Origin of the sequence: Caballeronia calidae, from assembly GCF_900044055.2 — a bacterium.
Classification (GTDB): domain Bacteria; phylum Pseudomonadota; class Gammaproteobacteria; order Burkholderiales; family Burkholderiaceae; genus Caballeronia; species Caballeronia calidae.
In genome coordinates, this window is the sequence record NZ_FCOX02000011.1 from 43,478 (window position 1) to 64,590 (window position 21,113).

Consider the following 21,113-nt stretch of genomic DNA (forward strand, 5'->3'; position numbering starts at 1 on the left):
ATGGCAGACACGAAACCAGCGGCCGCAACGGGCGCGGGGCCGCTCGCGGGCATGCGCGTGATCGAGCTCGCGCACATCATGTCGGGGCCGATCTGCGGGATGATGCTCGCGGACATGGGCGCCGACGTCATCAAGGTCGAAAAGATTCCCGGCGGCGACGATTGCCGGCGATTCGCGCCGCTCCTTGCGAGCGGCGAATCCGCGTCGTTCATGATCGTGAACCGCAACAAGCGCGGCATCGCGCTCAATCTCAAGACAGAAGGCGGCAAGGAAGTGCTCAGGAAGATGCTCGCGAGCGCGGACGTCGTCACCGAGAACTATCGGCGCGGCACGATGGAAAAGCTCGGCATGGGATATGAAGCGCTGAGGGCGGTGAACCCCGGCCTCATCTATTGCGCGATCTCGGGCTATGGCCGCAGCGGTCCGATGGCCGACAAGGGCGGCTTCGATCTGATCGCGCAAGGCCTGAGCGGGCTGATGAGCATGACCGGCGAGCCGGGGCAGGCGCCGATCAAGGCAGGCTCGCCCGTGACCGACATCAATGCGGGCATCCTGGCGGCGCTCGGCATCAGCGCGGCCTATGCGAGAAAACAGGCGACGGGCCTCGGCCAGATGGTCGATACATCGCTTTTCGAAGCGGGCCTGCAGCAGATGTACTGGGCCTTCGCCAATTACTTCGCGGACGGCACCGTATTGCCGAAGGCGGGCTCCGCCAATCCGACGAGCGCGCCGTATCAGGCGTTCCGCACGCGCGACGGCTGGGTCAACATCGGCGCGGCCAATCAGAGCAACTACGAACGTCTCGTCGGCGTGTTGAATATTCCCGGCCTCGCCGAAGACGAGCGCTTCCGGACGAATGCGGGACGGCTGAAGCATCGCGAAGTGCTCGTGGAGATCCTGACCGCGCGCCTCGTCGAACGCACCACCGACGAGTGGCTCGCGAGCTTCGACGAGATCGGCTTGCCGAGCGGCGCGGTGCTCGGCGTGCCGGAAGCGTCGTCGCACGAGCAGGCGATTGCGCGCGGGATGATCGTCGAGACGGAGCATCCGCTTGCGGGACCGATGCGCGGCATCGGCTTGCCGATTCACTTCTCAGACGGATGCACGAAAGCCTCGCGTCCCGCGCCGCTTCTCGGTCAGCACACGAGCGAAGTGCTCGGCGAATACGGTTTCGACGACGCGCGCATTCAGGCGCTCAAGGACGAAGGCGCGATCCTCGAAACGGAAGTGGCGGCATGACATCGACATACGCGCGAATGGTTTTATGCATTCATCATGCAGAATGCCGCGCGCTATGATCGATGCCTGATCCACTTTCATCGCCACGACCCGCCATGACGCTCGCACCTCCTCCCGCCGCCCGCGTGGGCGACACGCTCGCATCCGTCGCCACGCCTTCGCTGATGATCGATCTCGACGCCTTCGACGCCAATCTCGCGGCGATGTCCGCGTTCGCGGCGAAGCACGGCGTCGCCTTGCGTCCGCATGCGAAGGCGCACAAGTCCAGCGCAATCGCGAAGCGCCAGGTCGAAGCGGGCGCGGTCGGCGTGTGCTGCCAGAAGTTGTCGGAGGCGTATCCGTTCGCGGCGGCGGGCATCGCGAGCATTCATGTGAGCAACGAGTTCGTCGGTGCCGATAAGCTGGCGATGGCGGTCGAGCTCGCATCGCATGTGCGCTTGTCCGTTTGCGTCGATGCGTTGCCGCAAGTGCAGGCGCTCGGCGAAGCCGCGCAACACGCGGGCGTGACGATCGACGTGCTGCCCGAAGTCGATGCGGGGCAGCATCGCTGCGGCGTGACGAGCGAAGATGCGCTGCTTGCGCTCGTCGACGGCATCGCCGCAAAGAGCGCGCTGCGCTTCGCGGGCATTCAGGCGTATCACGGCGGCATCCAGCACGTCGCCGACTGGAACGCGCGCAAGCGCGAAGCCGGCCGCGCCGCGGATATCGCCGCACGCTACGTGCGCGCGCTCGATGCACGCGGCGTGCGCTGCGGCATCGTGACGGGCGGCGGCACCGGCACCGTCGAGTTCGATGCCACGAGCGGCGTCTTCACCGAACTGCAACCCGGCTCCTATCTCTTCATGGACGGCGATTACGGCGGCATTGACTGGGGCGGCGAATTGCGCTGGAGTCATAGCCTTTTCGTGCTGTCGACGATCATGAGCGCTACGCGGCCCGGCATGGCGGTTTGCGACGTGGGCCTGAAGGGTCTCGCGGTGGATTCGGGCCTGCCGCGCAGCGTGCACCGGCTCGACGCGCACACCGAGCCCGCGCTGACCTATATCTCCGCGAACGACGAGCACGGCATGTTGCAAGCGCAAGATGCGCCCGATGACGACTGTTCGGACCTCGTCGGCAAGCGTGTTCTGTTGCCGCCGGGACACTGCGATCCGACGGTGAATCTCTACGACGAATACGTGTGCTATCGAGGCGAGCGTGTGACGGATGTATGGCCCATCGATGCACGCGGCCTTTCGCGCTAGGCCGAACGCTCCTTGAGCGGATAGATCGTCGCGATCAACGCATCGAGATCCGCGACGATCAGCCCGACGACGAACTGCGCCACTTCCTGCGCGCCGTGCGTCGCTTCCTGAGTCGCGAGCGTGCTCTTGAGTTCGCTCACGGCTGAACGGGCGCGAGCGAGCTTTGCATCGTCCTGACGATCCGATGCGAGCACGCTCGCGAGCGTCTCGAACAATGCCTGCAGTTCGCGGCTCGTGGTATTGAAGCGCGCCGCGCACGTCTCGCGATCGAGGCGCGATACCGCCTTGGAGAGAAAGAGCGCATCGCCATGCAGGCGCCGCAGAAAAGGCGCGGCCTTGTCGATGGCGTCGGCACGATGGTTCTGCACGAGCACGATGATGTGCTCGCGTCCGGCTTCCTTCAGCGCGTCGTCGAATGCCTGTTGCGCGTCCGTGCTTTGCCCTTCGAGGCGCGTTGCGCGGGCTTCATCGCGTTCGCCCGACAGATAGAGCCCGATCAACTGACCCAGACTCTTCAAGGTATCGCCGACACTGCGATGCGCGGCCGTGAGCGCACGATTCGGCCACAGCGCCGACACGACGAAGGACGATGCCGCGCCGATCAATATCTCCAACACGCGATGCATGGGACGCTCGAAGGGCGAGCCGGGACCCGCGGGAATCAGCACGACGATCACGAGCGTCACGCACGCCAGCCTGAATGCGGGACGCTTCGCGCTCAACGCGGCAAGCGGCACGAGCGCGACGCTGAAGACCGCGAGCGGCGGCGCGCCACGCTCCATCGCGACGATGCCGAGCATGCCCGCGACGGCGCCGATGAATGCACCGATGATCTGATCGCGCGCGATATCGACTGCCTGCGCGAGACTCGGCTGCGTCACGATGACGAGCGTCGTGATGAGCGCCCAGTATCCCTCGGGCAACGCGGCGAGTCGCGCAGCGCCGTAGCTGATCGCGCAACTCATCAGCGTCCGGATCAGTCTTCTTGCTTCGGGCGCGCCGAAGGAGGCGCGCAGGCGGCGTCGGGTGCGGGTAATCGCGAACATGCGGTCTCGGTCGGTAACGAAACGGTGAACAAGACAACGGCGAAGACGCGGCGTGCGCGCCCGGTGCTGCATTATGCCAATGCGCACCGCGCGAAATGAAAGAGGGCGTTCAGGAAGAGGAAAGACAAAGCGGCAACATGCCCGCTGTTGCCGGGCGTGCTGCCGCCTTGTTATCGCGACGAAACGTCAGGTGAGCATCGGCACTGCTTCGATCAGCGCAATCCCGAGTAGCGCCCCGATAGCTGCGCTGATGAGCTTCGGATGCCAGCGATCCAGATGCAGCGCCGTGAGCAGCGCGCCGATCAGAATGACGCCGAGCAAAGCGAAAATCACGACAAGATAGCCGATTTCGAACTGGTTATTGATAAGCACGACGCTGGCCTCCCGCCGGCTCTGGCCGGCTGATTTGCGCATTGCGCCGCGTTGCGGCACATGTCGATCCGCTCACGCGACATCTCGATTATATGTCACGTTGTGATGTATTTGAAGGCGCGCGGCGGGCGTACGGATCGCGAACTTAACGGCCAGGTCCGGCGTTGAGCGGCAGGGTCGAGGCGCGCGCGCTGTCGGCCGTCATCTTCGCACCACCTGGCTTGTATCCGTTCGACATCAACAGAAACGCCATGATGTCCGCGTAATCCTGATCCTTCATCTTGCCGGGACGATCGGCGGGCATATTGGTCGCCATGTAGCCGAAGATGCCGCCAACCGTCAGATGAGAGTTCGATGCCGGCGCGAACGATGGCCCCTGCAATGCGGGCGCCGTCATGCCTTGAAGCTGCGCCCCATGGCACTTCGCGCACGAACTCGAATAGAGTGCCTTGCCGTGGGCGATTTGCGCCTGTTCGAACGAGGGCGGTTCAGCGCTTGCTTCATTCGCCACCTTGATGAAGCGGCCCGCGCGCGAAGCGTTCGCGTCCGCGAGCATGATGCCCCCATGCAGGTTCGATGCGGCCGAAGGTGTGTCGAGATAGCGCGCCGCCGAAGCGGTTTGCGCGGGCAAGGTCCATTGCTTCGTCAGCGCGTGCAGGCGGCCATCGCTGGTCATCGCGGCGAGCGCATCGTCGATACGCGGACGCAACGCGGCGGTTCTTTCGCCGAAAGCGAAGGTCAGATGCCAGTCCGCATACGGCGAATCCGCGTTCGCCACGGTGAACCTGTGCTCCGGATGCGCAATGCGATAAGCGACGACCGCGGGATACCAGACGATCGCACGTTGCGCGTGTCCGTTCGCGACCGCTTCGACCGTCGATGCCGATGTGTTCTCGAGATCGAGCGTCATGTCATGCTCTTGCACGGCGATCAGTTGCGCGGGGCTCGCATAGGTCGCGGCGACCGTGCGCTTCGCGGCATCCTTCAGTTCCGCGCCGGGCGCTTCGATGCTGACATAGCCTGCACGAAGATAGCCTTGCGAGAAGCGCATCTTGCCGCCGGATGCATCGGCGACGGTGGAGCGCGGAAAGCCCGCGATCACATCGCAATTGCGCGCGAGCGTCTTGTCGAGTTCGTGAAGCGATACGCCGTCGTCGTCGCCTTCGCCGATACCGTTCGATACGAACGTCGCCGCGATATGGGCCCGCGCGAAGACCGCTTGCGCAACGGCGCGATCCATCGCCGCCGACGGGCTGCCGGGAAACGTGCAGATCTTCACGGCGGCACTGGAAGGCGTTGGCGTGAGCGCGATGGATGCGGCCAGCATGCTGACCGCGCGAATGCGATTGAGTGAATGATTCATGTCGAAGCGTCCGATGAAGTCGATGAACCCCGCGAGCGCGCAATGCAGCGCACTCGCGGTTCGATCAGTGGTCAGGTGCGATTGAGCGCGAACACGTAGAGCGTGCCGCCGCGCGGCACCTTCTCCGCGGCCTTCGCCATGGGGCCGCCCCAGATCGGATTCGCGCCGCCATAACCGGCGAGAATGGCGACGTATTCCTTCCCGTCGATCTCATACACCGAAGGCTGCGCGATGATGCCGCTCGCGAGCTTCGGGCTTTGCCACAAGACCTTGCCGGTCTTTTCATCGAATGCGTAGAGATGGCCATCGAGCGAGCCGCTGAATGCGAGGCCGCCGGCCGTCGTCGCGACACCGCCGTTCCAGGGCAGCTTGCTCCAGTGGCTCCAGACCTTCTTGCCGGTATCGACATCGATCGCCTGCAGTTCGCCGTAGCCCTTGCTGTTGGGCTCGGGCTTGATCTCGAAGCCTTCACCGAGATATGGCAGGCCTTCCATGTAGGTCACCGACTTGCCCGACAACGACATGCACGCATGCAATGCCGGGACGATCGCGAGATGCGTCTGCGGATCGTATGACACGGACCACCAGTTCTTGCCGCCCAGGAAGCTCGGGCATGTTTCGATGGTCGTGCCCGTCTTCGGATACTTCGATGCATCCTGAATCGGCTTGCCATCGTCCGTATAGCCCGTGACCGATGTCGCGGTGACGAAGGGCCGCGCATAGATCAGTTTGCCGTTGCTGCGATCGATCGCATGGAAGAAGCCGTTGCGGTCCGCATGAATGATCGCGTCGTAGTCTTTGCCTTCGTACTTGATGTTCGCGAGCACGGGCGTGTTGACGCCGTCATAGTCCCAGGTGTCGTGCGTGGTGTATTGATAGTGCCACTTGAGATCGCCCGTCTTCGGGTCGAGCGCGAGCAGCGAGTCGGAGTAGAGATTGTCGCCGGGGCGAAGATCGGCGAGCCACGGTCCTGGATTGCCTACGCCCCAGTAAAGCGTCTTGCTTGCCGCGTCATACGTGCCGGTGAGCCATGCGGGCGCGCCGCCGTGCTCCTGCATGCCATCGGGCCATGTATTGCCGCCGGGTTCTTTCGCGCCTGGCACGGTATAGCGTTTCCAGAGCACGTTGCCATCCTTGGGATCGAGTGCCGCGATGAAACCGCGTGCCCCATACTCGCCGCCCGAGCTGCCGACGACAAGCGCGCCATCGAGCGCAAGCGGCGCAAGCGAGAACGAATAGCCGACGCCCGGATCGAACATCGCCTTCTTCCATACGAGCGCGCCCGTTTGCGCATCGAGCGCGGCCACTTCGCCGCTCAACATCGCGACGTACACGTTCTTGCCATACAACGCCACGCCGCGATTGATCACATCGCAACATGCGGTCTTCAATGATTTCGCATCGAGATTCGGCTCGTATTTCCAGAGCTGTTTGCCCGTCGCGGCATCGAAGGCATAGACGTTGTCCTTGGGCGTCGTCACGAAAAGAAAGCGTCCGTTGACGATGGGCGTCGCTTCGAAGCCTTGTTGCAAGTCCTTGGGAAACTTGTAGCTCCATACCTGCTTCAGTCCCTTCACGTTGCTCGTGTCGATCTGCTTGAGCGGCGAATGCGCGTGACCGTTATACGTGCGGTAGTACGTGAGCCAGCCGGGATCGTCCTGCGCGCTCGTGAGACGTTCATAGGTGACGTCCGGATATTGCGCCGACGTGTCGCTGGCCGCGATCGCCTGATGTTGTGCAAAGCCGAATGCGGCAGCGGCGCCTGCAGCGAGGGCCGCGATGCGCATTGCCGGACTGAAGCGAGTCTTCATCGTTGTCTCCTGGGTATTGTCGGTGCAACGTATTCCGGAATCTCGATAAGCGATGCGAACGGTTGCGAGGTCATCAAGGCAAGTCATGTGCCATTGACGATGCATGCGCGCGTGTGCCTTGCTGCATGCGGATCTCATGTGCGATGCGTTGCATTCGAACGCTATGGCGCGTGCGTGCCTGTGTGTTGCATCGTGGAGCAGTGGGACGTTTGGCGTGTTGCCCGATGTGACAGCGCCCGGTTCAATCGAGCCAGCCAAGACGGCGCGCTTCATCGATGAAGCGATACACGTCCGTCGCAAGACCCGATATGCCGAAGTGCGCTTCGAGCTCGCCGATGATGTCGTCGAGCTCGCGCGTGCCATCGCAGCGTGCGAGTATCTCGCCCGCACTGCGATTGAGTTCGACGCTGCCGCTCGGATGCACGATCTCGCATGTGCGCATATTCGCGTGCCAATGCAGCTTCAATGGCGCGCGCAGACGCGGGCGCGTGAGCGCGCCCGCACGCGCGGTCGTTGAGTTCATGTGGAGAAGAGAAGAGGGCGCAAGGCCGGGTCGGAAGAGCCACCCGGCCTTGTCTTTATCGAAGCATTAACGCGTGGCGATATACATCGTGATCTCGAAGCCGAAGCGCAGATCGGTGAAGGCGGGCGTCGTCCATTGCATGTTCATCTCCTTGGTGATGTTCGAGTAAGATCGCGAACCGTTTCGCAATCGGACGTCGAAAATGCAAGCTCCGTGCCTTCGATGAAGCGACCGTGCATGTACACGCCGCTGCCTTTCAGTTCTATTTCGATGATGCGCGGTCATCGTGGCCGCGCTGTGTCTTCCCGCAACACGGGTGTATCGAAGTGGAACACCGTATGGAACAGGTCATTGTTCCATCGCTGAACATGCGGGCATCTTGCGATAGATCGTGTTGCGCGAAACGCCGAGTGCGCGCGCGGCCGCCGACACGTTGCCACGATGCCGCGCGAGCGCCGCCGCTATCACCGAGGCCGTCACTTCCTGCAGACGCCCCGAAGCGAACGTCGATGAAATACATGCTTCAGACGGGCTTTGCACCCTCGTGCGTGGTTCATCGAAAAAGTCTTCGGGAAGATGCTCGCGGCGAATGCAGCCGTCGTCGTCCACCATTGCGGCCGCCGTGCGAAGCAGATTGCACAGTTGCCGGAAGTTGCCGGGCCACGCGTAGTGCTCGAACAGCGCCATCACTTCGTCGTCGATGGACAGGCGCATGCCGCACGCTTCATCGGCGCTCACGGCGCGCAGCATCTTCGTGATGACGGCCGCGAGGTCGGTGCGCTCGCGCAATGGCGGGAGCTTCACGACGAGACCGTTCAGCCGGTAATACAGGTCCTCGCGAAAGCGGTTCTGCTCGATCATCTCGCGCAGGTTGCGGTGCGTCGCGCAGATGATCGCGACGTCGACCGGTATCGACTTGCTCGAGCCGAGCGGATCGACGACGCGTTCCTGCAGCACGCGCAACAGACGCACTTGCAGCGGATAGGGCATGTCGCCGATCTCGTCGAGAAAGAGCGTGCCGCCATTGGCTTGCAAGAGCTTGCCCGCCGCGCCTTTGCGACGCGCGCCTGTGAACGCGCCTTCCTCATAGCCGAAGAGTTCCGATTCGATCAGGTTCTCCGGAATCGATGCGCAATTCACCGCGACGAACGGCCCCGCGCGGCGCGGCGAATCGCCGTGAATGGCCTGCGCGAGCAGTTCCTTGCCGGTGCCTGTTTCGCCGGTGATGAGTATCGGTATGTCCTTGCCGATGACCTTGCGCACCTTGCCGATGACGGCGGCCACCTTGGGGTCGCCGGTATCGAGCGATGCGAGTTTCGATGAGGTGTCGATCACGGCCGGTGCGCGCGGCGCGCTTCTGGACACCACGGAAGACGCGGCAGCGCCCTCGCCGATGGGCGCGCGATTCAGGCGCACGCGGGCACACACGACGGTGCCGTTGTTCAGATCGAGCGGGATGTGCGACATCCGGTTCAAATGCGAACGTTCGATCAGTTGCGCGCTCGTCAGCCCGAAGAGCGACGACAGGGTATGCGCGCGCAACGCCGAGAGGGGCAGGCCGAACTGGAATTGCGCGCTGCGATTGGCCGAGAGAAAGCGCCCGTCGCACGTGAAGGCCATGATGCCTTCCATCAGCGTGCCAAGAAATTCAGGGCGGCCATGGAACGCGATCTGCAGCATGCCCTGGAAAGTGCTGGAAAACAGGTGGTTTTCGATCATCTGCACCGACATGCGCGCGAGCGCCATCGTGTGACGATGGTAGCTGCGATGATCGCCGGTGACGTCGAGCACGCCGATCAGATCGCCGTAGGGATCGAGGATCGGCACGCTGGAACACGTGAGAAAGCGATTGGCGGCGAGATAGTGCTGATCGCCATGCACGACAGTCGGGGAGCGTTCCGCGATCGCGGTGCCGATCGCATTGGTGCCTTGCCGCTCTTCCGCCCAGTTCGCGCCGGCCCTGAGCGCAACCTTTTCGGCGCGTGCGAGGAAATCATCATCGCCTGTGGAGTGAAGGATGAGCCCTTGAGCATCGGTCAGCACGATCATGCTTTGCGTGTTGACGATCTGTTCCCGCAGCGTTTCCATCACCGGCGTGGCGTGCGCGCACAGCACCCGGTTCTGCTCGAGCTTGAGCAGCAGATCGCCTCGGGTCAGGACGTCGTAGTCGGGTCGCGTCGACGCGTTGAGGCCGAATGTCTCCGACCGTTCGTGCGCCTTGCGGATCGATGGAATGAGCCAGCCGCTCTCTCGTTCATCGTGGGAAGCCGTGATCTCGCGAATATCGTCTTGCATCGTCTCCTCCTTGTGCAAGTGCCGGTCGTGTCGCCGGATGTTTGAGCGCAGGATAAAAAGCAAGTCCTGCGCCAATGAGCGCGAGGGATTTTGTGCGTCAGCTAAACGAAAGGAGTGAGGTGTCGTCAATCGCGAACGATGGCGCGCCTGGTCTTCTGCATTCAGAATGCCGCGGCGCGTTTTGCGTTATGCGTTTTGCATGCGGAATTACAGGCCGGTCTTGCCCGCCGTGAGAACGAGGCGCAGGCCGAGTGCCGCGATCACGCCGGCTGCGATGCGGTCGATCCACTTCTTCGCGCGCAGGTACATGTCGCGCGGACGCTGGCTGGAGAAGCCCAGAGCCACGACGGTGTACCAGCCGGTCTCGATCGCGAAGACCATCGGCGGCAGCACGAAATAGCACCACAGCGGGGGATGTTGCGGCAGAAGCGCCGCGAAGATGCTGCCGTACCAGATCGCCGTCTTCGGATTGCTCAACTGCGTGGTGAGGCCGAGCCAGAACGACTTGCGTGCGCTTCGCGTGAGGTCGCGCGCATGATCTTGCGCGGGCATCCGCATCGGCTGCGCGGCGCTGCGCCAGACCTTCGACGCGATATAGATCAGATAGAGGCCGCCGGCGACCTTCAGCGCGACATAGAGCCATTCGACGGCGACGAGCAGCGTATAGAGCCCCGCGAGCGCGATGCCGCCGAAGAAGATGCCGCCCACGCCCATGCCGAGCGCGGTCGCGAGGCCATCGGCGCGCGATATGCCGATGGCGTTGCGCGCCACGATCACGAAGCTCGGTCCGGGAATCATCGCGCCCAGCAGCAACGAGAAGAGAATCGCGAGTACGGCGCTCGATGCGGTCATCGAATTGTCTCCTTCCGGAAGCGTCCCGGATGTGATCGATTGCTTTTGCATGCGGCATGCAAAACGCCTGATTGCATGCCGCATGCATGATACGCCCGATGCCGCGCGCGTCGCTTCACGCGCCGCTGTCTTCGTGTATCGCGCGATTGCGTCCTGTGCGCTTCGCGAGATAGAGCGCAGCGTCGGCGCTGCTGAGCAGCTTGAGGGCGTCGTCGCTTTGGCGCGGCGACGCCGTGGCGCAGCCGATGCTGATCGTCAGGACGCGCCTGGGCGCGGCGCCGTTGGGGATCGCGAGCTCCTCGACCTTCACGCGCAGGCGCTCCGCGAACGTGAACGCGCCGCTCGCGGCGGCGCCCGGCAATACCACGACGAACTCCTCGCCGCCATAACGCGCGACGATATCGCCGGGCCGCTTCGCGGAATTTTGTATGCAATCGGCCACCGCGATGAGCGCGTCGTCGCCCATCGCGTGACCGTAGGTGTCGTTATAGAGCTTGAAGTAATCGACGTCGACGAACAGCGCCGAAAGCGGCTGGCCGACCCGGCGCGCACGCCGCCATTCCTCGTCGAGCCGGCGGTCGAGCGCGCGGCGGTTGCATAGCCCGGTGAGCGAATCGGTGCCCGCGAGCCGTTGCAGCTTCTCTTGCGCGATCGCCCGCGAACGCAGCGAGATCGCGAGCAGCCAGGAGATGATGATGAAGCCGCCGCCGAACATCAGCGTCAGGCCGCCGATGATAATGCTGCGCTGGCGCCAGGCGCTGAGCACATCGTGTTCCGCGGGCGCGACCGCCGCGATCAGATGCGTGCCCGGCACGTGCTGGAAGGTGTAGAGCCGCCGCACGCCGTCGATCGCCGACCTGGAGATGTAGGAGCCGGAAGGTGCGTCCTTCATCGCGGTCAGCGTCGGCGACTTCACGACGTATCGCGCTTCTTCCGACTGCAACGCCGGCTCGCGCGCGATCACCACGCCGTCCTCCTGCACGATGAACACCGAGCCGGACGGGCCGACGCTCACATGCGCAAGCAGGTTCGTGAAGTAAGAGACGTTCAGGGCGATCACGGCGACGCCCGCGAACGAGCCGTCCGGCGCATCGATGCGCCGGCTCATCGCGAGCGAACTCGCGCCCTTGCGCAACCGTGACGCGTAAGGTTCGGAGATGAAGAGGCCCGCGTTAGGGTTGTCGGCGTGAATCCTGAAGTAATCGCGGTCGTTGAACAGCAGGTCCGCATGCTGGGACGGATCGCGTTCGACGACGATGCGTCCTTCGCGATTCATCACGAACGCGCCGCCGACATAACTCATACCGGTGGCGCCATCGAACAGGACGAGCTTGCGCAGATCGGGCGGAAGCGCCATCACTGCGGGGTTTTGCGCGCCGCTGATGATGGTGCGCAGCGAGAGGTCGCTCGCTTCGATATTGCGCGCGATATCGGCGCTCAAGGTGGCGACTAGATTGGCCGATGCCTGATGTGCGTTCTGCAACGCTTGCGCGCGTCCCTGCCAGAGCGCGGCGAAGGACAGCACGGCCATGGAAACGGCGATGGCGGTGCCGAGAAGTCCGGCGAGCACGGGAAACCGCGAGAACGCCTCGGCGAAGCGCATCGCCGCGCTGCGGTTGCGACGCATCAGCCGGCGACTGACCATGCGTCCAGTCTTGCGAACGGCATTCAATCTGGCGGGCATTCAGGTTCTCCGCATGGCGCCATTTCCGCACGGCAGAGCACGGCATGACGTCCGGCGCTGCCCTGCATTGCGTCGAAACACTCCGTGTTTTATGGGTTGAAATGATGTGACGCGCATCCGGAGCATCCGGCAAACACGCGCTCCACGCGCCTTTGCATAAGGATTGTAGTCGGTCGTGCCTCGGCCGTTTCGCACGGCCGTCCGCGAATCAGTTGCCGCGTCCGCTCATGCGCTTGCGAATCTCAGAGTCGAGAATGAGCCGCCCGCGCAGCTTGCCCTTCATGCGCTTCACGTAGCGGGGCGCTTCGGTCATGTGGACCACCATCAACTCACGTACCTTCTCCGCATCCCGCGCGCGCGCCGCTTCGGTGATCGCCTTGTGAATCTTCACGTTTGCGCGGCCGAAGCGTTCATGCTCGGCTTGTGGCGTGTCGTTCCTGAACTCGATGAGCTGCCGGATCATCTCGTTGATGAGCTCGCACGTGAAGCGCAGGAAGGGGTTGGGATTTGCGGCGGCGAGGATGTCGTGGAAGTTCACGTCCTCCTGACGCTGCCTGACGATGTCCCGATTCGCATGCGCCGAAGCGGGTTCATCGCAACACGCGATGTTCGCTTCGAGCGCCGCGAAATCTTCATCGGTGAGATGCGGCACCGCGCCTGCCGCGAGCTCGGGCTCGAGCAGTTGACGCACGGTGTAGATATCGTCGATGCTCACGTCCTTGAAGAACAGATAGTTCTGCAAGAGCTGCAAGGTGCGATCGAGCGGCACTTCGACGATGGTGCCGCCGCCCGATGGCCCCGTCGTCACTTTGATGAGGCCTTGCACTTCGAGCGACTTGAGCGCTTCGCGCGTCGTGCTCTTGCTTACTGAAAAGAGTTGCTGCAATTCGACTTCACGCGGCAGCTTGTCACCGGGCTTCAGGTTCTTTTCCGTGATCAGCCGCTTGATTTCCTCGGCGACCAGATCCGCGCGCTTCGGCTGTTTGATCGGCTGCTGCGCGATCTCGATTGCCGCGCCGGCGCGCTTTGCACGCTCCATCACCATGTCGATGCTCCTTTCTTTGTCCGCTTGTCGGCTTTGTACGCGCGCGCACGAATTCGCTCACCCGAATTTTGCCTTATTGACACCCGAATTTATTGTTCCTAGCATCAGGTTCATTCTATTTATCATGATAAATAGAATGAACCGAGCCGAGGCTTGAACGTACCATGAAAATAACGCGGGGCGGCTGCGCGAGTCATCTTCTCAAGGAGCGTCAATTTTGAATCGCCGAAACATGTTGAAGCTGGCCGCGCTGTCGGCCATTCCCGGATCGTTCGAGGCGCTCGTCGCAAGAAGCGCCTTTGCTCAGGGCTCGCCGATCCAGTTCGCGTGCCCGGTCCCGATGTCCGGTCCCTTCGCGGCCAACGGCAAGTATGCGGACCTCGGCATGAAGCTCGCGATCGAGCAATACGGCAAGGTGCTCGGTCAGCCGCTCGCTTATACGACGCTCGATACCGAGGGAAAACCCGCAACCGCCGTGCGGCGCGTGCAGGAAATCGCGCAGCAAAAGAACGCACGCTTTTTCGCGGGCGGCATTCTTTCGTCGGAGGCGCTTGCGATGGGCAAGGAAGCCGAGAAGGCCGACGGCATTTTCATCACGACGGCAGGCGCGGACGAGCTCACCGGCAAGGACTGCAACAGCGCGACCTTCCGCTGGTCGGTGCCGACCTTCGGCGCGATCGAGCAGACCGTGCGCCCGCTGATCGAAACGATGCCCAAGGCGAAGCGCTGGTACACGATCACGCCGCAATACGTGTTCGGCGACGGCCTCCTGTCCGCGGCGAAGAACATCTTCAAGGAGAAGGGCATCGAGCATGTGGGCAACAGCTATCACTCGCTCAATGAAAAGGAGTTCAGCGGTTATCTGACCAATGCGGTCGCCGCGAAGCCGGATGTCCTTCTCATCCTCAACTTCGGCTCGCAATCGTCAGACACCTTGCGTCAGGCCGTGAGCTTCGGTATGAAGAACAACTGCACGATCCTGATGGCATGGGCGTCGGGTCTGGAGCAATTCGAAGCGCTCGGTCCGGATATCTGCGAGGGCGTGTATTTCGGCGCGCAGTACTGGCATGCGATCGACACGCCGCTCAATCACGATCTCGTCAAGCGCGTGAATGCGGCCTATAAGTCGAACCCGAACTACAGCCTCGCGGGTTCGTATATCTGCACGAAGATTCTTCTCGATGGCATCGTGAAGGCGGGCACCGCCGATACGAAGAAGGTTATCGCCGCGCTTCAGGGCATGAAGTACGCGGGCCTGACCGGTCCCGAAGAGATTCGCGCCGGCGATCATCAGGTGCTGAAAAACTACTACCTGTTGAAGGGCAAGCCGAAGAGCAAGATGAAAGACAAGGACGATTACGCCGATATCGTGAGCTCGGGTCAATCGTTCCTGCCGCTCGACAAGACGCAGTGCAAGCTGGCCTGATCGGCTGATGTCCTGACGCGTCGCTCTCATGCGAATGCAGGCAAGGCCCGCATTCGCGCCGCCACTCTTCTGATGCAAGGCCATGAACGTTTATCTGTTGCAGGTCGTGAACGGCATCGGCGTGGGCATGTTGTATTTTCTGCTCGCGGTCGGTTTGTCGATCGTGTTCGGGTTGCTGCGCTTCGTGAACTTCGCGCACGGCGCGTTCTATCTGTTGGGCGCCTATTTCTGCTATCAGGCGATGCAGTGGTCGATGAGCTTCTGGGCCGCGCTCGTCGTCGTGCCCATCGTCGTCGGCGCGTGCGCGTGGATCGTCGAAAAGGCCGTGCTGCGGCACGTCTATGCGCAACAGCACGAGTTCCATATTCTCGCGACGGTCGGTCTCGCACTCGTGATACAGGAATGCGCGATCATCGCGTGGGGGCCGCTCGGCGATAACGTGGCCGTGCCCGACATCCTGAACGGCGTCGTGATGTGGGGCAGCTTCATCTACCCGAAATACCGCCTCTTCGTGATCGCGTTCACGGCCGTGCTGGCAGGCATCCTATGGTGGGTGCTCGAAGGCACGCGCCTCGGCAGCGCGGTGCGCGCGGGCAGCGAATCGAGCGAGATGGTCTCGTTGCTCGGCATCAACGTGACGCGCATCTTCAGTCTCGTGTTCGCGCTCGGCGCAGGCACCGCGGCGCTCGCGGGCGTGCTCGCCGCGCCGATACGCGGCGTCGATCCGTTCATGGGCATCGAAGCGCTCGGCGTTGCGTTCGTCGTCGTCGTGGTGGGCGGCATGGGCAACTTTCTCGGCGCGCTCGTCGGCGGATTGCTCGTCGGCATCGTGCAAAGCGTGATGAGCACGCTATGGCCCGAAGGCGCGCGTCTCATGATCTATGTCGCGATGGCGGCAGTGCTGCTGCTGCGTCCGAACGGATTGCTCGGGAGGACCGCGTGAATTCCAAACTCGATTCGAAAGCATTGGACGTGAGCGTGCCCCAACGATCCCTCAGGCATTCGCTGCATCGATATCGGTTCCTGCTGCTCGCGGCGATCGTCGTGTGCATTCTGCCGATGACGATGCGTTCCGGATCGCTCGCAACGGAAGTGCTCGTCTATGCGCTCGCCGCGCTCGGCTGCAATCTGCTGCTCGGGCATACGGGCTTGCTGTCTTTCGGGCAAGGCATCTTCTTTGGACTCGGCAGTTATAGCGCCGGCCTGATACTCACGAAGTCGGGATTGCAAGTCCCTGCTGCGTTGCTCGGTGCCATCGTGGTGGGCGCCGTCGCGGCGGCCATCGTCGGATGGTTCTCGATCCGTCAGCGCGGCGCGTACTTCGTGATGCTCACGCTCGCATTCGGGCAGATGTTCTACTTTCTCGCCTACACGACGCCCGATCTCACCGGCGGCGACAACGGTCTGCTCGATATCCCGCGTCCGGCCTTGTCGATCTTCGGTCAGCCGCTCGTATCGATCGCATCGCCGTGGCAGTACTACGCGTTCGTCGCGATACTGTTCCTGATCGCGTTCTGGCTGATGCTGCGCGTGTCCCATTCGGTCTTCGGCCGCACATTGCTCGCGATCCGCGACAACGAAGCGCGCGCCGCTGCCGTCGGCTACGACGTCAAGCGCTTCAAGCTCGCGGCGTTCGTCGTATCGGGCGCGGTCACCGGCCTGGCCGGCGCACTGCACGCGATGATGACGGGCATCGCGCCGCTATCGAACATCGACTATCACACGAGCGAGATGATTCTCGTGATGACGGTGATCGGCGGCACGGGCAACCTCTTTTCCTCCGTGCTCGGCGCGGCGTTCTATGTGTTGTTCGCCGACTGGCTTTCGACGCTCTGGCCGCGCTGGCTCCTGCTGCTCGGGCTCGTGCTGATCGCCGTGAGCCTGTTCATGCAGCGTGGCCTGTGGGGACTGGGTGAACGCATCTGGCGCGCGGTGAGGCGCAACGAAGGAGAGCCGGCATGAGCGCGTCGATACTGGAAGCGAAGGGCGTCGCGAAACGCTATGGCAAGTTCTCGGCGCTGACCGATGTGAATCTGCGCATCGTGAAGAATACGGTGCATTCGGTGATCGGCCCGAACGGCGCGGGCAAGACCACGCTCTTTCACGTGCTGACGGGCACGGTGCCGATCACGGCGGGCAACATCGTGTTCGATGGTCACGACGTAACGCATGAGCCCGATCACCGTCGCGTGAAGCGCGGCATCGCGCGCTCGTTTCAGGTGACGAGCCTCTTCACGAATCTCAGCGTGCGCGAAAACCTGCGGCTCGCCGCGCAAGGCGTCGACTCGAAGCGCGCGCTCAACGCATGGACGCCGCCGCGTGGCGCGCTCGAACATCGCGATACGGTCGATGGCGTTCTGGAGCGTCTTGCGTTGCAGCGCTTCGCATCGACGCAGGCGAGCGCGCTGTCGCATGGTCAGCAACGACGCCTCGAAGTAGGTATGGCGCTCGCCGCGCGGCCCAAGGCGATCTTTCTCGACGAGCCGACTTCCGGCATGGGCATCGACGATCTCGACGACATGAAGCATCTGATCCGCAGCCTGCGCGACGACTATACGGTCGTGCTGATCGAGCACAACATGGATATCGTCATGGATATCTCCGACACGATCACGGTGATGCAACAAGGCCGCGTGCTGGTCGAAGGCAAGCCGGCGGACATTCGCGGCGACGAACGCGTGCGCAGCGCCTATCTCGGCAACATGATCACCGGAGGCCGCGCATGATGCTCGATGTCGATAACATTCACGGCTATTACGGCAAGAGCCATATTCTTCAGGGGGTATCGCTCAAGATCGGTGAAGGCGAGACCGTTACATTGCTCGGCCGCAATGGGGCGGGCAAATCGACGACGCTCAAGAGCATCGCGGGCGTCGTGACAGCGCAGCGAGGCAGTGTGAAATTCAAGGGCGCCGAGCTCGCGAAGCTGCCGCCTCACAAGATCGCGGCGCGCGGCGTGTGCTTCGTGCCGGAGCATCGCGGCATCTTCAAGTTGCTGTCGGTGGAAGAGAATCTTCGGCTCGGCGCGCGCAAGGATTCGCCGTGGCAACTGGCCGATATCTATCGCATCTTTCCGCGCCTGAAAGAGCGGCGCACGAATGGCGGCGGCCAGCTTTCCGGTGGCGAACAACAGATGCTCGCAATCGGCCGCGCGCTGATGAATCATCCACGCCTGCTCATGCTCGATGAACCGGTGGAAGGGCTCGCGCCTGTGATCGTCGAAGAGATCGTCGCGCAATTGAAGCTGATTCGCAAAGCGGGCGTGACGATCCTGCTCGTCGAACAGAATCTCGAAGTCTGCACGCAGCTCGCGGATCGTCATTACATCATCGAGCAAGGGCGCATCGTGTACGAAGGTGCGAACGATGCGTTCATTGCCGATGAATCCATCAAGGACCGTTATCTCGGTGTCGGCGTCGTCTGACGCCGCGCTCGCCATTACCTAGCGAAGGAACCTCGAATGCAAGCTCACGATATGCCGGCGCAGGCCGGCTTGCGCATCGACGGTGCGCGTCTCTGGAACAGTCTGATGGAGCTCGCTCGAATCGGCGCGACGGAGAAAGGCGGCGTGTGCCGCCTCGCGCTCACCGAACTCGACAAGCAAGGCCGCGATCTCTTCGTCGCGTGGGCGAAGGAAATCGGCTGCACGGTGCGCGTCGATGCCATCGGCAATATCTTCGCGCGGCGCGCGGGTACGCGTGACGATCTTCCGCCAGTCGTGACGGGCAGCCATATCGACACGCAGCCGACGGGCGGCAAGTTCGACGGCAACTACGGTGTACTGGCCGGCCTCGAAGTATTGCGCACGCTGAACGACAACAATGTGCGCACCGCTGCGCCGCTCGAAGTCGCCGTATGGACCAACGAGGAAGGCTCGCGCTTCGTGCCGGTGATGATGGGCTCGGGCGTGTTCGCGGGCGCGTTCACGCTCGAGCATGCGCTCGCGCAAGTGGATCGAGAAGACGTGTCCGTGCGCGATGCACTCGCGTCGATCGGCTATGCGGGCGAGCGCGTTCCGGCACATGACGTGGGCGCTTATTTCGAGGCGCACATCGAGCAGGGGCCGGTGCTCGAAGCGAACGACAAGGTGATCGGTGTGGTGCAGGGCGCGCTCGGCCAGCGCTGGTACGACGTGACCATCGAGGGCATGGAAGCGCATGCAGGCCCGACGCCGATGGAGCTGCGCCGCGATGCGCTGCTCGTCGCGGCGGACCTGATTCGCACGGTCAATCGCATCGCGCTCGATCATGCGCCGCATGGACGTGGCACGGTCGGCTGGGTGAACGTGCATCCCAACTCGCGCAATGTGATTCCGGGACGCGTGAAACTGACCGTCGATCTGCGCGCCGCCGACGATGCCACGCTGCTCGAGATGGATCGCGCATTGCGCGACGCATGCGCGCAAGCGGGCTTGCCGGTGACGGTAGACGAAGTGGTCTACTTCGCGCCGCAACCGTTCGCGGACACGCTGGTGGCTTCGGTGCGCGAGAGCGCCGATGCGCTCGGCTTCACGTCGATGGATGTCGTGAGCGGCGCGGGACATGACGCCGTGTACCTCGCGCGCGTGGCGCCGGCGGCGATGATCTTCGTTCCGTGCAAGGACGGCATCAGCCATAACGAAATCGAGGATGCGCACGCCGATCATCTCGAAGCAGGCTGTAACGTGCTTTTGCGCGTGATGCTGCGCGCGGCGAATGCATCCGAAGGAGAGGCCGCATGAAGATTCTCATCGCGCGCATGAATCACGAGACCAACACGTTCTCGCCGGTAGCGACGCCGCTCGAAGCGTTCGGGCGCGACGGTCCCTGCTATGGCGACGATGCGTATCGTGAGAATGCGGGGATGCGCACAGCGATGTCCGCGTTCATCGATGCGGCGAAGCGCGAAGGGGCTGAGATCGTCACGCCGATATCGGCGTCGGCGAATCCGAGCGGACGTGTTGCCGCTGCCGCTTATGACGCGATCTGCCAGGCAATCGTCGAGGCAGCCGAAGGTTGCGATGCGGTGATGCTCGATCTGCACGGCGCGATGGTCGCGGAGAATTCGCCCGATGGCGAAGGCGATCTGCTCGAACGTGTACGGCGTGTGCTGCCGCATGCGCCCATCGCGGTATCGCTCGATCTGCACGCGAACGTCACGCAGAAGATGATCGACAACGCAAATGTAATCACGAGCTTCAAGACCTATCCGCACGTCGATATGGTTGAAAGCGGCGAGCATGCGGCGCGGCTGTTGCTCGATCTCATTCACGGCAAGGCCAAGCCCGTGATCGCATGGGCGCAGCCGCCGCTGCTCACGCACACGCTCAGGAGTTCGACCGCCGAGGGCGCGATGAAGCGCGCCGTCGATGCGGCGCGAGCCGCTGAGGGCGAGGACGGCGTGCTGGCCGTGTCGGTGCTGTCGGGCTTCTCGCTTGCCGATATCGCCGCGCCTTGCATCAGCGTCGTCGTCGTCGCGGATGGTGTGCGCGAGAAAGCGCAGGAGGTTGCGGATCGCATCGCGCGGCAGATCTGGGACGCGCGCGACGACTTCGTCTATCGCAGCGCGCCGCTCGCGCAGTCGATCGGCGAAGGTGCCGCACTCGCGCGCGAAACCGACAAGCCCGTGCTGCTGCTCGATCACGGCGACAACTGCATGTCGGGCGGAACGTGCGACACAACCGATGCATTCGAGGAAGCGTTGAAGCAAGGACTCGATGGCATCGTCGTCGGGCCGTTGTGCGATTCCGAAGCGGTGGCGAAGCTCTTTGAAGCAGGCGAGGGCGCGACCGTCACGGTTGGCATCGGCAACAAGCTTGCAAGCGTGGATGCGCGCGACAAGCAGCCGCTCGAAGTGACGGGCGTCGTGCGCGCGTTGACCGATGGCGAATACATCATCAGCGGCCCGACCTACACGGGACAACGCGCGTATATGGGGCGCGCGGCGGTGCTCGAAACGCCGGCGGCGCGCATTCTGGTGACGGAGCGCACGCACGAACCGTGGGATCTGGGCGTGTTCGAAAGCGTCGGTATCGATCCGCGTGGCGCGCGGTTTCTGATCCTCAAGTCGCGCATGTATTGCCGCCCGGTGTTCGTGCCGACTTCGGGCGGCCTCGTCGAATGCGATAGTCGTGGCGTCACGAGCTCCGACTATGGTCTCTTCTCGTTCGAGAACCTGAAGCGGCCTGTCTATCCGCTGGATTCGAGTATCGAGTATTGATCGAACCGGGACGCG

General features: G+C 63.0%; 19 protein-coding genes. 9 read left to right on the plus strand and 10 right to left on the minus strand.

Going from position 1 to position 21,113, the window contains the following annotated elements; genetic code table 11:
* Both AWB78_RS12790 and AWB78_RS12795 read left to right on the plus strand, forming a co-directional pair.
* Positions 1-1,239 carry a CaiB/BaiF CoA transferase family protein gene (locus AWB78_RS12790; RefSeq protein WP_062604955.1) on the plus strand — a complete coding sequence of 413 codons (1,239 nt, stop codon included), beginning with the start codon at positions 1-3 and terminating at the stop codon, positions 1,237-1,239.
* Positions 1,240-1,334: 95 nt separating this feature from the next.
* Positions 1,335-2,483 (plus strand): DSD1 family PLP-dependent enzyme, encoded by a 1,149-nt coding sequence (locus AWB78_RS12795; protein ID WP_062604956.1) that lies wholly within the window; start codon positions 1,335-1,337, stop codon positions 2,481-2,483.
* Here the strand turns inward: AWB78_RS12795 and AWB78_RS12800 are convergent.
* From AWB78_RS12800 to AWB78_RS12845, 10 genes are all read right to left on the minus strand, one after another.
* Complete coding sequence (locus tag AWB78_RS12800) at positions 2,480-3,529, minus strand: FUSC family protein (RefSeq protein ID WP_062604957.1); 1,050 nt, start codon at positions 3,527-3,529, stop codon at positions 2,480-2,482. The two genes, AWB78_RS12795 and AWB78_RS12800, sit on opposite strands and share 4 nt — an antisense overlap.
* Before the next feature lie 186 nt (positions 3,530-3,715).
* Complete coding sequence (locus AWB78_RS12805) at positions 3,716-3,901, minus strand: hypothetical protein (RefSeq protein ID WP_062605064.1); 186 nt, start codon at positions 3,899-3,901, stop codon at positions 3,716-3,718.
* A 145-nt stretch (positions 3,902-4,046) separates the two neighbouring features.
* On the minus strand, positions 4,047-5,264 hold the full coding sequence (locus tag AWB78_RS12810; protein ID WP_062604958.1) for a c-type cytochrome: 1,218 nt from the start codon (positions 5,262-5,264) through the stop codon (positions 4,047-4,049).
* A 71-nt stretch (positions 5,265-5,335) separates the two neighbouring features.
* Positions 5,336-7,075: a methanol/ethanol family PQQ-dependent dehydrogenase gene (locus AWB78_RS12815; RefSeq protein ID WP_062604959.1), complete on the minus strand. Its 1,740-nt coding sequence runs from the start codon at positions 7,073-7,075 to the stop codon at positions 5,336-5,338.
* A gap of 241 nt (positions 7,076-7,316) precedes the next feature.
* Positions 7,317-7,598: a pyrroloquinoline quinone biosynthesis peptide chaperone PqqD gene (gene pqqD / locus AWB78_RS12820; protein ID WP_062604960.1), complete on the minus strand. Its 282-nt coding sequence runs from the start codon at positions 7,596-7,598 to the stop codon at positions 7,317-7,319.
* Between the two features lie 66 nt (positions 7,599-7,664).
* On the minus strand, positions 7,665-7,739 hold the full coding sequence (pqqA, locus tag AWB78_RS12825; protein WP_008347847.1) for a pyrroloquinoline quinone precursor peptide PqqA: 75 nt from the start codon (positions 7,737-7,739) through the stop codon (positions 7,665-7,667).
* Positions 7,740-7,946: 207 nt separating this feature from the next.
* Positions 7,947-9,893, minus strand: a complete 1,947-nt coding sequence (locus AWB78_RS12830) for a sigma-54-dependent Fis family transcriptional regulator (RefSeq protein WP_062604961.1) — start codon at positions 9,891-9,893, stop codon at positions 7,947-7,949.
* 207 nt (positions 9,894-10,100) lie between these two features.
* Entirely contained in the window at positions 10,101-10,745 is a 645-nt protein-coding gene (locus AWB78_RS12835) for a LysE family translocator (protein ID WP_062605065.1), read from the minus strand.
* Between the two features lie 115 nt (positions 10,746-10,860).
* Positions 10,861-12,429 (minus strand): sensor domain-containing diguanylate cyclase, encoded by a 1,569-nt coding sequence (locus tag AWB78_RS12840; protein ID WP_232477685.1) that lies wholly within the window; start codon positions 12,427-12,429, stop codon positions 10,861-10,863.
* Between the two features lie 208 nt (positions 12,430-12,637).
* Positions 12,638-13,474 carry a FadR/GntR family transcriptional regulator gene (locus AWB78_RS12845; protein WP_062604962.1) on the minus strand — a complete coding sequence of 279 codons (837 nt, stop codon included), beginning with the start codon at positions 13,472-13,474 and terminating at the stop codon, positions 12,638-12,640.
* Positions 13,475-13,691: 217 nt separating this feature from the next.
* On the opposite strand from AWB78_RS12845, the gene AWB78_RS12850 reads away from it, so the two are divergent.
* The 7 genes from AWB78_RS12850 to AWB78_RS12880 all read left to right on the plus strand — a co-directional run bounded on the left by AWB78_RS12850 (position 13,692) and on the right by AWB78_RS12880 (position 21,098).
* On the plus strand, positions 13,692-14,900 hold the full coding sequence (locus AWB78_RS12850) for an ABC transporter substrate-binding protein (RefSeq protein ID WP_062604963.1): 1,209 nt from the start codon (positions 13,692-13,694) through the stop codon (positions 14,898-14,900).
* An 82-nt stretch (positions 14,901-14,982) separates the two neighbouring features.
* Positions 14,983-15,843: a branched-chain amino acid ABC transporter permease gene (locus AWB78_RS12855; protein ID WP_062604964.1), complete on the plus strand. Its 861-nt coding sequence runs from the start codon at positions 14,983-14,985 to the stop codon at positions 15,841-15,843.
* Positions 15,840-16,862, plus strand: coding sequence for a branched-chain amino acid ABC transporter permease (locus AWB78_RS12860; protein WP_062604965.1), 1,023 nt, complete (start codon positions 15,840-15,842; stop codon positions 16,860-16,862). The genes AWB78_RS12855 and AWB78_RS12860 overlap by 4 nt, the downstream gene beginning before the upstream one ends.
* Positions 16,859-17,626 carry an ABC transporter ATP-binding protein gene (locus tag AWB78_RS12865; protein WP_062604966.1) on the plus strand — a complete coding sequence of 256 codons (768 nt, stop codon included), beginning with the start codon at positions 16,859-16,861 and terminating at the stop codon, positions 17,624-17,626. Before AWB78_RS12860 ends, AWB78_RS12865 begins: the two co-directional genes overlap by 4 nt.
* Complete coding sequence (locus AWB78_RS12870) at positions 17,623-18,324, plus strand: ABC transporter ATP-binding protein (RefSeq protein ID WP_062604967.1); 702 nt, start codon at positions 17,623-17,625, stop codon at positions 18,322-18,324. Before AWB78_RS12865 ends, AWB78_RS12870 begins: the two co-directional genes overlap by 4 nt.
* Positions 18,325-18,360: 36 nt before the next feature.
* Positions 18,361-19,620 (plus strand): Zn-dependent hydrolase, encoded by a 1,260-nt coding sequence (locus AWB78_RS12875; RefSeq protein ID WP_062604968.1) that lies wholly within the window; start codon positions 18,361-18,363, stop codon positions 19,618-19,620.
* The gene (locus AWB78_RS12880) at positions 19,617-21,098 is read left to right on the plus strand and encodes a M81 family metallopeptidase (RefSeq protein ID WP_062604969.1); all 1,482 of its coding nucleotides are present in this window, start codon (positions 19,617-19,619) and stop codon (positions 21,096-21,098) included. The genes AWB78_RS12875 and AWB78_RS12880 overlap by 4 nt, the downstream gene beginning before the upstream one ends.
* Positions 21,099-21,113 lie beyond the last annotated feature (15 nt).

Bases quoted from the DNA above. Each gene is read 5' to 3' on its own strand.
- AWB78_RS12790 (WP_062604955.1), top strand. From the start codon at position 1: ATGGCAGACACGAAACCAGCGGCCGCAACGGGCGCGGGGCCGCTCGCG.
- AWB78_RS12795 (WP_062604956.1), top strand. From the start codon at position 1,335: ATGACGCTCGCACCTCCTCCCGCCGCCCGCGTGGGCGACACGCTCGCA.
- AWB78_RS12800 (WP_062604957.1), bottom strand. From the start codon at position 3,529: ATGTTCGCGATTACCCGCACCCGACGCCGCCTGCGCGCCTCCTTCGGC.
- AWB78_RS12810 (WP_062604958.1), bottom strand. From the start codon at position 5,264: ATGAATCATTCACTCAATCGCATTCGCGCGGTCAGCATGCTGGCCGCA.
- AWB78_RS12815 (WP_062604959.1), bottom strand. From the start codon at position 7,075: ATGAAGACTCGCTTCAGTCCGGCAATGCGCATCGCGGCCCTCGCTGCA.
- pqqD (WP_062604960.1), bottom strand. From the start codon at position 7,598: ATGAACTCAACGACCGCGCGTGCGGGCGCGCTCACGCGCCCGCGTCTG.
- AWB78_RS12830 (WP_062604961.1), bottom strand. From the start codon at position 9,893: ATGCAAGACGATATTCGCGAGATCACGGCTTCCCACGATGAACGAGAG.
- AWB78_RS12835 (WP_062605065.1), bottom strand. From the start codon at position 10,745: ATGACCGCATCGAGCGCCGTACTCGCGATTCTCTTCTCGTTGCTGCTG.
- AWB78_RS12840 (WP_232477685.1), bottom strand. From the start codon at position 12,429: ATGCCCGCCAGATTGAATGCCGTTCGCAAGACTGGACGCATGGTCAGT.
- AWB78_RS12845 (WP_062604962.1), bottom strand. From the start codon at position 13,474: ATGGTGATGGAGCGTGCAAAGCGCGCCGGCGCGGCAATCGAGATCGCG.
- AWB78_RS12855 (WP_062604964.1), top strand. From the start codon at position 14,983: ATGAACGTTTATCTGTTGCAGGTCGTGAACGGCATCGGCGTGGGCATG.
- AWB78_RS12865 (WP_062604966.1), top strand. From the start codon at position 16,859: ATGAGCGCGTCGATACTGGAAGCGAAGGGCGTCGCGAAACGCTATGGC.
- AWB78_RS12870 (WP_062604967.1), top strand. From the start codon at position 17,623: ATGATGCTCGATGTCGATAACATTCACGGCTATTACGGCAAGAGCCAT.
- AWB78_RS12875 (WP_062604968.1), top strand. From the start codon at position 18,361: ATGCAAGCTCACGATATGCCGGCGCAGGCCGGCTTGCGCATCGACGGT.
- AWB78_RS12880 (WP_062604969.1), top strand. From the start codon at position 19,617: ATGAAGATTCTCATCGCGCGCATGAATCACGAGACCAACACGTTCTCG.